The sequence below is a fragment of the Saccharibacillus qingshengii genome (assembly GCF_013185195.1).
Taxonomy (GTDB): Bacteria; Bacillota; Bacilli; order Paenibacillales; family Paenibacillaceae; genus Saccharibacillus; species Saccharibacillus qingshengii.
Genome location: NZ_JAAZWC010000015.1, coordinates 56,776 through 68,723, shown reverse-complemented (window position 1 = coordinate 68,723; position 11,948 = coordinate 56,776). Strand labels below are relative to the sequence as shown.

Genomic DNA, 11,948 nt, shown 5'->3' with positions numbered 1-11,948 from the left:
GCAGTTCTGCACGGAAGAGCGACGACAAATACGCCGGAAGCCCCAGGGCTTTCCGGCGTATTTGCCATGCCACCTCCACAACGCAGATCGCGACGAAGTGATTAAACAAGGCCGCTTTGCGGTATGAGGTTATGATGCCTTCTACTTTTATACGAAATGCGGAAAGGAAGCTGCCTTATGATCGTTCGATTCGGATACGTGGCCATGTCGCTCGAAATCCAGGATTCTTCACCTTCCAAAACCATGACGATGGCGCGCTTCTCCAAACTGCCGGACCGGGAAGCCGGCCTGCGCGAACTGGAACGCATCGCGGCGGTCAATCTGCATAATACGCTGCGTCTGCTGCGCCACAATGCAGCGGAAGGAATCCAAATGTACCGCTTTTCTTCCAAATTGATTCCGCTGGCGACGCACGCCGAGCTGCAGGATTGGGACCCTTTTGCGGCACTGGCGGAGCCTTTCGCGGAAATTGGAGACTATGTGCGCAGGCACGGCATTCGCGTTTCTTTTCACCCTGACCATTACACCGTGCTCAGTACCCCACGCCCCGAGGTGCTGACTTCGTCGGTACGCGATCTTCGCTATCATGTGCAGATGCTGAAGGCGATGGGATTGGATGCCCGTTCCAAGAACAATATTCATATCGGCGGCGCCTACGGCGACAAACCGGCGGCGGCTGACCGGTTTGTGGAGCATTTTGAAGGACTCGATCCCGACATTCAATGCCGTCTCACCCTGGAAAACGACGACAAGACTTTTACGGCCGGCGAGACGCTTGCGGCTGCGCAGCGGACCGGCCTGCCGATGGTGCTTGATATCCATCATCATTGGGTCAACAGCGCGGGAGAGCCGGCATCCGATTGGTGGCCCGAAGTGGCCCGGACCTGGGAATCTCCGCTGGCGCGGCTCGATGTGCCGGAAGGCGAGCATCTGCCGCCGAAGATTCATGCCTCAAGTCCCCGAAGCGCGACCGACCGCCGCAGCCATGCGGACGGTGTCGAAGCGGGTCCGCTGCTCGAATTCCTGCGGGAAGCGGCGAAGACTTCTTCGCATCTGGATGTTATGCTCGAAGCCAAACACAAAGATCGCGCGCTGTTTGGGCTGATGCGCGACCTGGAAGCTTACGAGGGCGAAGGAGTGAAGCGGTTGAGCGGAGGCAGCGTGGAGATCCTGCCCTGAATTCCGGCGGAAAACGCGAAAGTAAGGGATACGAAGCGATAAGGCCTGGCGAATCCAGGATTCGTCTGAAGTCGGTACCTTGAAAGGAACAAGAAAGGGCGGAAATCGATGAGAACAGCGATCGAAGGCGAAAAAATGCATGCTTATCCGGGAATGGTGGCGGTTGTCACGTCCCGGCTGCAGGAGCGGAGAAACGTGATGGCTGCGGGATGGCATGCTTATATCGGCGCCAGTCCCGGCATGTACGGCATCGCCCTGCGGGAAGAAACGTTTACGTACGGACTGGTCAAAGAATCGGGATTGTTCGGCGTCAATTTTCTGCCGGCGGCGCAGTCCGAAGCGATTCAGGGAGCGGGAACGTACGGCGGTCATGAAGGAGATAAGCTTGCGCGATTGGGTCTTGGTTACGAAGACGGTCTGCGCACGGGTGTTCCGGTGCTGTGCGATGCGTATATGGCTTACGAGTGCCGGGTCGCCGATATTAATTCGTATGGCGACCATTACTGGATTGTGGGAGAAATCGTGCAGGTCTATCAGGATGAAGCTTTGTTTGGCCCGGACGGCCTGCCGGATCTGGCGCAATTATCGATTCCTCTCTATATGGGACGCTCCGCTTACCGTATTCTGGACGACACGGCGGACAAGAAGATTCACCGCTTATAGAGAACATCGATAAGGCGAGCAGTCCCGTAAAAGCCGTGACAGCCGCTATTCCAACAAAAGGCCGCTCCCTGCAGGCAGAGGGACGGCTTTTTGTTATCGATTTTTTCTATGGATGTTGTCGATTGACAGCTTCGCCTGCGGACACTATGATACATTAAACCGACTTAATCAATCGGATAAATCATAATGAAAGCGGGGCGGCCGAGTGAATATTGAAAATATCGAGTCTTTCGTCTATATCAACCACTACGGGAGCTTCAACAAAACGGCCGAAGCGCTGTTTTTGTCGCAGCCTTCGGTAACGGCGAGAATCCAGACGCTGGAGCGTGAACTCGGCTGCCGGCTGTTCGACCGGATCGGCAAGCAGATTGTACTGACGGAAGAAGGACGCAAATTTTTGCCGTATGCCCAGGAAATGCTGAAGACGCTGCAAAAAGGCCGTCAGCATATCCGCCGTTCCGAGAAGCTGCCGCAGGAACTGCGGATCGGCAGTACGATTTCCGTATCGAATTATCTGATTCCCGAGCTGCTGCCCCGCCTGCACGAACGCTGCCCCGGCGTTCATATCAAATTGAGCACGGGGGGAACCGAAGAGCTGGTCAAGCGGCTGCTGGCGGGAGAGATCGATGTGGCGTTTATCCGCAAAGTGATGCATCCGTCTCTTCGCACCGCCGCCTTTTACGAAGATCCCATTCATCTGTATGTGCCTTCGAACCATCCGTTTGCCCGCGAAGAATCCGTATCGGTGGAAGCTTTGCAGGAGCACAAACTGGTCTTTTTCGAATGCGGGACGCTGGACTGGCTGCGGATCCACCGGGCATTCGAAGCGTTGGATTCGCCGCCGGATATCGCTTTTCACGTCGACAATTCGGAAACGGCCAAAAAGCTTATTTTGCGCGGAACGGGAATCGGCTTCCTGCCGGCGGTCTGCGCGCGGGAAGAAGTCCGGGACGGCCGCTTGACGCCTGTCCGGGTCAGGGAGCTGTCCGAATTCGCTCTGCAAACAAGCCTGGTCGCACTGCGTCAGGACGATTCCGCGATTGCCCGGGAACTGGCCGCAATCTTCGGCGATCTGGTACGCGAAGGCGGATTGGCGTCTTCTCCGCTCAAAGGCCGCAGCGGGCCTGAACCGCTTCGTGCGGCGGATGACCGACCTGAAGCCGTATCGGCTCCTTCAAGGTAGCGCGTACGACTTGTTCGCCGGCTTTGTACATGAGGCTTTCGCCTGCGGGCGAAAGCCTTTTTGGACATTGAATCGGGATACGTCCCAAAACTTTCATTCGACGGAAACATCCGGTAAACTGGAGATGAAAGCGATATCATACAGAGGCGTAAGCCGGAAGGGTGGAACAAGAACTTGAACGATTTCATCAATGTGGGCATGATCGGCTACAAATTTATGGGCAAAGCGCACAGCAATGCTTACCGGGCGCTGCCCATGTTTCTGCCGAACGTGCCAAAGCCGAGAATGAAAGCGATCTGCGGCCGGGACGAGCAGGCCGTACGCGCGGCGGGCGAGCAGTTTGGCTGGGACAGCGTAGAGACCGACTGGCGCAGTCTGGTTGCACGGGCGGATATCGATCTGGTCGATATCAATGCCCCAAGCGACGCGCACAAGGAAATCGCGTTGGCCGCTGCGGCGGCCGGCAAGCATATTTTCTGCGAAAAGCCGCTGGCGCTCAGTCTTGCCGATTCGAGAGAGATGCTGGAAGCCGCCGAACAGGCAGGTGTCAAACATATGGTCGGCTTCAATTACCGTTTCGCGCCGGCCGTACGTCTGGCCAAGAAACTGATCGAAGAAGGACGTCTGGGGACCTTGTACCATTTTCGCGGATTGTTCCTGCAGGATTGGATCATGGATCCGGACTTTCCTCTGGTGTGGAGACTGCGCAAAGAGGTAGCCGGCTCGGGTTCGCTCGGCGATCTGGGCGCGCATACGATCGATATGGCACGCTATCTGGTGGGAGAGTTCGATGAAGTGATCGGCATGACGGAGACGTTCATCAAAGAGCGGCCGATGCCGACGGAGATGACGGGACTTACGGCAAAAGGCAGTGCGGACGGTCCGCGCGGCGAAGTGACGGTGGACGATGCGGCAATGTTCATGGCCCGGTTCGCTGGGGGGGCGCTCGGGACGTTCGAAGCGACCCGCTTCGCGAACGGTCATCGCAGTACCAATTCGTTCGAGATCAACGGTAGCCTCGGCAGCGTGCGGTTCGATTTTGAACGGATGAACGAGCTTGAAGTCTATTTCTCGAACGATGCCGAAGACGTGCAGGGCTTCCGGCGCGTGCTGGCGACCGATGCGGCGCATGAGTATATGCATGCCTGGTGGCCGGCCGGACACACGATCGGTTACGAACATACCGTGACGCACGAAGTGCACGAGCTGATGAAAGCGATCGCGGAAGACCGTCAACCGGTCCCGAACTTCGTGGACGGCGTGAAATGCCAGGCCGTTCTTGAAGCCGTGGAACGGTCTGCGGCCGAGAAGCGCTGGGTCAGCCTGCAGGAATTCGACAACTGACGAAGCCGCGTCAACAGCGGAACCGTCAAAAAACCTTCTCCGGACCGGAGAAGGTTTTTTGGCTTGTTTGGCCTCAGCCGTTTTCTTTTTTGATATCCGGCACGTCCACTTTGATCTTGCGGTTGGCCGCTTGGAGCTGCTTCAGGAACTGCTCTTCCCGAAGCGGGGAAATCAGAATGCTGCCGCCGGTATAGAGGATCTCCAGACGGCTGCGCGAGTGGGCGGGGCCCGAGTTGAAACTGCGTTTGCGGCGAACGGCTTCGATCCGGTCGATCGGGATATTCCAGTTCAGCGGACCCGAGCGCACGCGCAGATGGCCGCCCTGAATCTCGTAGTTCGTAATATACCAGGTGGAAACTACGAACATCAGAATCAACAGCCAGATCGGAATGAACAGCAGGGAGCCTCCGGTGCTGAGTCCCATCCAGACTAGGATCAGCAGAATGATAATAATGGACCAGTTCAGAATGAAGAAGAAAATGTCTTTTTCGCTTTTGTATCGATTCATGCCCGCCTCCGAATAAATGATTTCCTGTTTATTCTACAGGAGCGCGGCCGCTTCGTACAACGATACAAAAGATCCGGGGGTTTGAAAGGCCTCAACTGTCACAAACCTGTCTCCCCAAAAAGGAATTCGCTCTTTCGCTTTACCAGAGAAAAGAGTATAGTAGAAAACCGGAGTTCTCTTTTGCGACTCCTTGGTAGAGAGATAGAGTATGAACGAAAAGGGGTATTGGGATTGAGTAAGGGAAAGCCATTGGGTTTATGGGTGCTGACGGCATTGGTCGTCGGCAATATGGTCGGATCGGGCATTTTCATGCTGCCGCGTTCGCTGGCGGAAGCCGCAAGTCCGGCAGGTACGGTACTAGCCTGGGCAGTGACCGGTTTCGGTGTGCTGATGCTGGCGCTTGTGTTCGGAAATCTGGCGCTGCGCAAACCGGATCTGAACGGAGGTCCGCAAATCTATGCCAAAGAATTGTTCCCGAACAGCCCGAATTTATCGCTGCTGTCGGGATTTATGTCGAGCTGGGGATACTGGATCGGCAATATTGCGGGATTTGTTGCGGTGATCACGACGTTCGCGAGTTATCTGTCCACGTTTTTCCCTGCAATGAACAGCACGGTGATCTTGATGAGCGCAGGGGACTTCCAACTGACGATCGGCCATGCGCTGAATTTCATCGTCTGCTCGCTGCTGCTGTGGAGTACGCATTTCCTGGCGCTGAGAGGCATCGAGGGTGCCGGACGGCTTAACTTGATTGCCACGGCTACGAAAGTGATCGGCTTCGCACTGTTTATCGTGATCGCGCTGTTTGCGTTCCAGTCGTCCACGATGGGACAATTCGCAGCCGCGCATCTGGACAGCGAAGGGCGTTCCGTCTCGCTGCTGTCGCAGGTCAATGCGGCGGCGGTCGTGACCTTGTGGGCATTTATCGGCGTGGAGTCGGCGACCGTATTCGCGGCACGAGCCAAACGCAAAAAAGACGTCAGCCGCGCGACGGTTGCCGGACTTGCGATCGCCATCGTGCTGTATGTAGGGATCAGTATTCTGACCATGGGCCTTCTGCCCAAGGAACAGCTGATGCAGTCGCAGAATCCGCTCGTCGATGCGATGGCAGCCGTACTTGGTCCGTACGGCGGTTACCTGCTGGCTGCGCTCGGATTGATCAGTCTGATCGGTTCCACGATCGGCTGGGTACTGCTCAGTGCGGAAGTGCCGTACGAAGCGGCCCGGCAGCGTGTCTTCCTGCAGCCGTTTCGCAAAGAGAACGATAAAGGCATGCCGAAGCTGTCACTGTGGATCTCGAACGGTCTCGGCCAACTGCTGATCTTCTCGACGATCTCGGGTTCGATCTCGCAGGCGTTCGACTTCATTATCGTGGTCGCCACGCTTGCGTATCTGGTCCCTTACCTGATCGCCTCGGTCTACCAGCTTAAGCTGACGCTGACAGGCGAAGGATATTCGGTTATGCGGGAACGGCGTATGGACGGCATCGTGGCCGGGCTTGCGACGATCTACTCGATCTGGGTCGTCTATGCAGGTATGGGCGATTGGCAGACCTTCCTGTTCGGCGTTCTGCTGCTGGTCAGCGGCATCGTTTTTTATCCGCTGCTGCACAAGCAGCTGCGGGAAGCGGACGAAGGGAACAAGGGGATTTGATTCAATAACATCATCTACGGCATCGAACAGTAGAAAATGTGGGACATCGTGTATAAGAGGAAGGCAGCCGCTCAGCGGCTGCCTTTTTTGCGCTTTTGAAATCAGGGAGGAGAGAAAGTTATGCGAAATCGTGAATTTGATAGCAAAAACGAAAAATTATCGGCGCCAAGTCAAGCGGAGTGCGGAACTGGTCGTATCGGAGCGGCATCTTCTGTTCTAAGAAAACTGCTTATTCCTTTCTTACGCCGTCCGGGATCGAGTCTTCTGGCTGCTTTGCTCGGCATCGCGGCGGCTCTGTTCAATCTGTCCCGACCGGTGCTGCTCGGTTGGGCAGTTGGAAACCTTACGTCTGATCCGGAGTCGGGCGGCTGGCGAATTGCGGTCGGGTTCCTGCTGCTGAGTTGGATATGTACGTGGCTGGTTTCCTATGCGCTGGAACGGATATCGACCCGTGCGGAGCAAAATGCGCTGCTGGATTTCAGGCTTGAGCTGTTCACGCACCTGCTTCGGCTGCCGAGAGAGCAAAGCGAACGTATTCCCCCAGGCCGCCTCGAAGCTTATAGCTTGACCGATCTGCCCAGGCGGATTGGATAATAGAGATCCGAAAAGGGAAAATAAAATCGATCCGAGCACCGCGGATTTCAACGTCGATGCAGCAAGAGCCGATATGAAGAGCCTTCATTTAAGCCAAAAACAGTTCGTGATTTTCTTGATAATAAGAAATGATGAAGTCGCGGAATTTGCTGGCCGAAGAGGATAGCGTCTTATGTCTGAGCCAGGATAATCCTACCGGATAGGTAGCGGCTTCATCCGTCAATTGAACATAATTCAAACCTAAGGTGCGGCAGATCGAGATCGGAAGCAAAGCTGCACCCTGATCAAGCTTGGCAATTTCGACCAGCAGATGAGAATCGACCTCGAATGCGATGTTCGGGCTGAATCCGGCTTTTTCGTAAAGCAATGCCGTAAAATCGCTGTATTCCGCATTATTGGCCAAAGTAATGAACGACTCGTCGGCAACCTGGCTTAACGGGACTTTGGTTTGATCCGTCAATTTGTGGTTCGAAGGCAGGACCAGAACAATATCTTCATTGACCAGAACGCGGCTTTCGATTTCTTCGTCTTGAATAGGATGGCCGGTAATGCCAAGATCGATGGAGCCTTTTTTTAAACTTGCGGCTATTTCGTTTTTGGCACCGAGGCTTTGAATAATCTTGGATTCGGGGAAGCTGGTCACATAGCTGCGGATCAGCCCCGTAAGAAATCTCGGATTCGTGATCGATATTTTAATGATCCCGGCGGTTGACTGTTCCTCTGAATGAATTTCTAGACGCGCATTGTCGATCTCGGTAAAAATCCGGTTAACGTGTTTCAAAAGAATATGTCCCGAAGAACTCAATTGAATATTTCTCCCTGTCCGCTCGAACAAGGCCGTTCCCAATTCATTTTCAAGTCTTTTGATCGTCAGGCTTAAAGAAGGCTGGGCAATATTCAATTGTTTGGCCGCTTTGGAGATGTGTTCCGTATAAGCCACCGTCTGAAAGTATTTGAGCTGAAGCAGTTCCATATGAACCTCCATATATTGATTAGGATAAATGTATATATAGATAATTATATATTAGATTAAATTTAAATGAAGAGATAAAATAATAACAGAAGAAACAATTTTAAGCGATAAAAGGAGACGGGATTCTATGAAAATCGATGTGAACCACATAGCCAAAAATCTCAATACGCCTCTAACTGCGCCTGCGTACTCCATGCCGCCCTATAAATTCGTCAACCGCGAATATCTGAACATCATTTATCGGACGGATACAAAAGCTTTGCGCGCGGCTGTGCCGGAACCTCTCGAGATCGGGGATCCTTTGGTCAAATTCGAAGTGATGTGGATGCCCGACGTTTCCGGATTGGGTGCGTATACCGAGGCTGGACAGGTGATTCCGGTCCGCTTTAACGGCGAGGACGGCGATTATGTGCATTCGATGTACGTGGACAACTTCCCGGCGATCGCAAGCGGCCGAGAACTTACGGCATATCCGAAAAAGTTGGGCGCGCCCAAGCTGTATGTGGATTCGGATACGCTGGTCGGCACGCTGGATTACGGCTCGCTCCGTATCGCAAATGCCACGATGGGATATAAGCATGTCGAGATGGACAAGGAAGCGGCCAAACAGGAAATCTGCCGTCCTAACTTTATGGTGAAGATCGCGACGGATTACCCGGGGAATCTTCGGATTTGCGACTTGATTCGAACCCGGATTACGGACATCAAAGTGAAATGGGCTTATAGCGGACCTGCCCGGCTTCAATTATTCGAACATGCGCTGGCGCCTCTTGCGGATCTGCCGGTATTGGAAATCGTTTCGGCGTCCCATATCCTGACAGACTTGACCTTGAATGCGGCGCAGCCTGTATACAACTACTTGGAACAATAATATTGGAACAATAATAAAGGAGAGTTTAAAATGAGAATCGCGGTTTTGGGAGCGGGTTCCTTGGGAACCATTGTCGGAGCGTATCTGTCTGCCGGAGGGATGGATGTCGAGTTGATCGACGTCTATCAGGCGCATATCGAGGCTCTGAATGAAGTTGGCGCCAAAGTTACGGGTACGACGGAATTTCATGCGGAAGTAAAAGCCGTTAGCCCTAAGCAGAAATCGGGGACATACGATCTGGTTCTGCTGTTAACGAAGCAATTGTATAACGACTCCGTTCTTGCAGAGCTGCTGCCGTTTTTAAAAGAAGAGAGTGTAGTCTGTTCCCTGCAAAACGGGATACCCGAACAGAAAGTGGCTTCGATCGTCGGCGAAGAGCGCGTAATCGCGGGATCGGTCGAATTCGGTGCCACCTTTATCGAGCCGGGCGTTTCCGAGCTTACGACCGAGTACGGCCAGTTTAAAAAGTATGCTTTTCAAATCGGAGAATTAAACGGCGAAACGACGGACAGAATCCGGCGGATTCAGACGGTGCTGGAGCTTGTGGGCGGAACGCATATTTCCGATAACCTGGTCGGAACGAAATGGTCAAAACTGCTGATCAATAACGCGTTCAGCGGTCTGTCGGCAGCGTTAAACGGAACGTACGGAGACATTCTCGACCATGAAACCGGCATCGCGAGCGCGGTTCATATCGCGGACGAGACGATCAAGGTCGGACGCGCAAATGGTATCCGATTTGCCAAAATGGGCGGATTCGATCTGGAATCTCTGGAATTGAGCAGCGAAAACGATGTTCCCGAACGTATCCAAGCCTTCAGGGTAACCATGGAGCCCTCGAGGCTGCTGAGAGCGAGCATGCTTCAGGATCTGGAGAAAAAGCGCGACACCGAGATCGATTACATTAACGGAGTGATTCCGAAAACGGCCGAAGGCACAAGAATTCCGACGCCGTTCAACGACTTGGTCGTCTCGCAGATCAAATCGGCCGAAGAAACCCGAACCGTACCCGATTTCGATACGAATCTCAAAGCCTTCCAAAAGCTGCTCGTTATTTAACAACAAAGAGGAACCGAAAACACAAAGCCTACGGAAGATTCGGCCGGCTGAAGGGTGATTTCGTTTAACCTATCGCATGCTCGACAAAAAAGCCGGATGAGGCAAATCCTCATCCGGCTTTTTCCGCTTTCATTCTTATTTGTCGCATGAACCGATTCGCTGGTACACTAAGATTAAACAGACATTTATTCTACATATCAATTAACGAAAAGACGGAGGAACCATGACCATTATCGGAATCGATCTGGGAACGACCAACAGCGCCGTCTCCGTCTGGAAAAACGGACAGGCCGTGCTGATCCCCAATGCTCTGGGGGATAAATTGACGCCGTCGGTCGTCGGAGTCGACGACAACGGCGATATTTTGATCGGTCGAATCGCAAGGGAACGTCTGCTGACGCATCCTCTGCTGACGACGGCCGCTTTCAAACGGCATATGGGTACGCCGCGCGAGATCCGTCTCGGCGACCGCCGTTTCCGCGCGGAAGAACTGTCGGCGCTTGTACTTCGGGCACTCAAAGCGGACGCGGAGAGTTTCCTCGGCGAGCCGGTGACCGAAGCGGTCATCAGCGTACCGGCCTACTTCAACGATACGCAGCGCAAAGCGACCCGCATGGCGGGCGAGCTGGCCGGCCTCACGGTCGAACGTCTGCTCAACGAACCGACAGCTGCCGCGATTGCTTACGGACTGCACCAACAGAAGCCCGAGACCCAGTTTCTGGTGTTCGATCTGGGCGGCGGCACGTTCGACGTCTCGATTCTGGAGCTGTTCGACGGCGTGATGGAGGTCAAGTCGGTTGCGGGAGACAATTATTTGGGCGGGGAAGATTTTACCGACGCGATCGTCGATCATTATCTGTCTTCGTTTAATGTACAGGCGTCTTCTTTGGAACGCAAAACGCTTGCTTTTTTAAGGGATCAGGCGGAAATGGGCAAGCGCTTGTTATCCCGGGATCAGCCGATCCATCTGCGGGCGGGTATCAGCGGCGAGATGAAGGAGCTGCGGATCGACCGGGAGCGGTTCGAGAAACTGGTGCAGCCTCTGGTTGAACGGCTCCGGCGTCCGATCGAACGCGCGCTGCTGGATGCGTCGATCGATGCGTCGGCAGTGGACGAGATCGTGATGGTCGGCGGAGCTTCGCGTATGCCTGCAGTCTACGGGATGCTGAGCCGGATGTTCGGCCGCCTGCCTGCTGCGCATATCGATCCGGACGAGACCGTTGCGGTCGGTGCGGGCGTTCAGGCGGGCATGAAAGAACGCAGCGAGGAATTTCAGGATGTAGTCATGACGGACGTTTGTCCGTATACGCTCGGAACCGAGGTGGCTATGGCTTACGCGACAGGCGAATACGAGAGCGGACATTTCAGTCCGATTATCGACCGCAACACGTTTGTTCCGGTCAGCCGGGTCAAACGGTTTTCTACGGTGAATGAAGAGCAGACCCGGATTATCGTCAAAATCTATCAGGGCGAGAACCGGCTTGCCGCGAACAATCTGCTGCTCGGCGAGCTGGAAGTCGAATTCCCTCCCGGAACGGCGGGCATCCGCGATATCGATATCCGCTACACTTACGATATCAACGGGATTCTGGAAGTCGAAGTCAAAACCGTCGGTTTGGATGACGTACACCGGGTTGTGATCGAAGAAAATCCCGGCGTGATGAGCCGGGAAGAGATCGAACGCCGTCTGGCGCAGCTATCCGCCCTCAAGATGCATCCGAGAGACCAGGAGAAAAACCGGCTGCTGCTGGCACGCGGCGACCGTCTCTACGAGGAACGGCTGGGCGACGAACGGGAATGGATCGGGCTTGCCCTGCAGCGTTTCGAAGCGGCTCTGCATCGGCAGGACGAGCAGGAAATTCGGGAGGAAGCGGAGCGGCTGGAACAGCTCCTGGATCAATTCGAAAGGAACCGGCGTTAA

11 protein-coding genes are annotated in these 11,948 nt (G+C 54.4%); 9 read left to right on the top strand and 2 right to left on the bottom strand.

The genetic code is table 11. The features are described from left to right. The first annotated feature begins 177 nt into the window (after positions 1-177). From uvsE to HRQ60_RS14015, 4 genes are all read left to right on the top strand, one after another. Positions 178-1,179, top strand: a complete 1,002-nt coding sequence (gene uvsE, locus HRQ60_RS14030; RefSeq protein WP_172196461.1) for a UV DNA damage repair endonuclease UvsE — start codon at positions 178-180, stop codon at positions 1,177-1,179. Between the two features lie 108 nt (positions 1,180-1,287). Next, positions 1,288-1,842: a flavin reductase family protein gene (locus tag HRQ60_RS14025; protein ID WP_172196460.1), complete on the top strand. Its 555-nt coding sequence runs from the start codon at positions 1,288-1,290 to the stop codon at positions 1,840-1,842. Positions 1,843-2,047: 205 nt separating this feature from the next. Continuing rightward, positions 2,048-3,025: a LysR substrate-binding domain-containing protein gene (locus HRQ60_RS14020; RefSeq protein WP_172196459.1), complete on the top strand. Its 978-nt coding sequence runs from the start codon at positions 2,048-2,050 to the stop codon at positions 3,023-3,025. A gap of 198 nt (positions 3,026-3,223) precedes the next feature. After that, on the top strand, positions 3,224-4,369 hold the full coding sequence (locus tag HRQ60_RS14015; RefSeq protein ID WP_172196507.1) for a Gfo/Idh/MocA family protein: 1,146 nt from the start codon (positions 3,224-3,226) through the stop codon (positions 4,367-4,369). Between the two features lie 73 nt (positions 4,370-4,442). On the opposite strand, the gene HRQ60_RS14010 is transcribed toward HRQ60_RS14015, so the two are convergent. Then, a complete protein-coding gene (locus HRQ60_RS14010; protein WP_172196458.1) occupies positions 4,443-4,877 on the bottom strand; it encodes a PH domain-containing protein in 435 nt (144 codons plus the stop codon). Between the two features lie 231 nt (positions 4,878-5,108). Between HRQ60_RS14010 and HRQ60_RS14005 the strand changes: the two genes are divergently transcribed. Both HRQ60_RS14005 and HRQ60_RS14000 read left to right on the top strand, forming a co-directional pair. Then, entirely contained in the window at positions 5,109-6,530 is a 1,422-nt protein-coding gene (locus HRQ60_RS14005) for an amino acid permease (protein ID WP_172196457.1), read from the top strand. Between the two features lie 120 nt (positions 6,531-6,650). Then, the gene (locus HRQ60_RS14000) at positions 6,651-7,124 is read left to right on the top strand and encodes a hypothetical protein (RefSeq protein ID WP_172196456.1); all 474 of its coding nucleotides are present in this window, start codon (positions 6,651-6,653) and stop codon (positions 7,122-7,124) included. An 88-nt stretch (positions 7,125-7,212) separates the two neighbouring features. Here HRQ60_RS14000 and HRQ60_RS13995 read toward each other — a convergent pair whose 3' ends face one another. Further along, a complete protein-coding gene (locus tag HRQ60_RS13995) occupies positions 7,213-8,097 on the bottom strand; it encodes a LysR family transcriptional regulator (protein ID WP_172196455.1) in 885 nt (294 codons plus the stop codon). Positions 8,098-8,224: 127 nt separating this feature from the next. Here HRQ60_RS13995 and HRQ60_RS13990 point away from each other — a divergent pair, with 127 nt between their 5' ends. From HRQ60_RS13990 to HRQ60_RS13980, 3 genes are all read left to right on the top strand, one after another. Beyond that, positions 8,225-8,968, top strand: coding sequence for an acetoacetate decarboxylase (locus HRQ60_RS13990; protein WP_172196454.1), 744 nt, complete (start codon positions 8,225-8,227; stop codon positions 8,966-8,968). Between the two features lie 30 nt (positions 8,969-8,998). Next, positions 8,999-10,027: a ketopantoate reductase family protein gene (locus HRQ60_RS13985; protein WP_172196453.1), complete on the top strand. Its 1,029-nt coding sequence runs from the start codon at positions 8,999-9,001 to the stop codon at positions 10,025-10,027. 223 nt (positions 10,028-10,250) lie between these two features. Next, entirely contained in the window at positions 10,251-11,948 is a 1,698-nt protein-coding gene (locus HRQ60_RS13980; RefSeq protein ID WP_172196452.1) for a molecular chaperone HscC, read from the top strand.

Excerpts from the sequence above, each read along its gene's own strand:
- HRQ60_RS13985 (WP_172196453.1), top strand. The coding sequence starts at position 8,999 with ATGAGAATCGCGGTTTTGGGAGCGGGTTCCTTGGGAACCATTGTCGGA.
- HRQ60_RS14025 (WP_172196460.1), top strand. The coding sequence starts at position 1,288 with ATGAGAACAGCGATCGAAGGCGAAAAAATGCATGCTTATCCGGGAATG.
- HRQ60_RS14010 (WP_172196458.1), bottom strand. The coding sequence starts at position 4,877 with ATGAATCGATACAAAAGCGAAAAAGACATTTTCTTCTTCATTCTGAAC.
- HRQ60_RS13990 (WP_172196454.1), top strand. The coding sequence starts at position 8,225 with ATGAAAATCGATGTGAACCACATAGCCAAAAATCTCAATACGCCTCTA.
- HRQ60_RS13980 (WP_172196452.1), top strand. The coding sequence starts at position 10,251 with ATGACCATTATCGGAATCGATCTGGGAACGACCAACAGCGCCGTCTCC.
- HRQ60_RS14000 (WP_172196456.1), top strand. The coding sequence starts at position 6,651 with ATGCGAAATCGTGAATTTGATAGCAAAAACGAAAAATTATCGGCGCCA.
- uvsE (WP_172196461.1), top strand. The coding sequence starts at position 178 with ATGATCGTTCGATTCGGATACGTGGCCATGTCGCTCGAAATCCAGGAT.
- HRQ60_RS14015 (WP_172196507.1), top strand. The coding sequence starts at position 3,224 with ATGATCGGCTACAAATTTATGGGCAAAGCGCACAGCAATGCTTACCGG.
- HRQ60_RS13995 (WP_172196455.1), bottom strand. The coding sequence starts at position 8,097 with ATGGAACTGCTTCAGCTCAAATACTTTCAGACGGTGGCTTATACGGAA.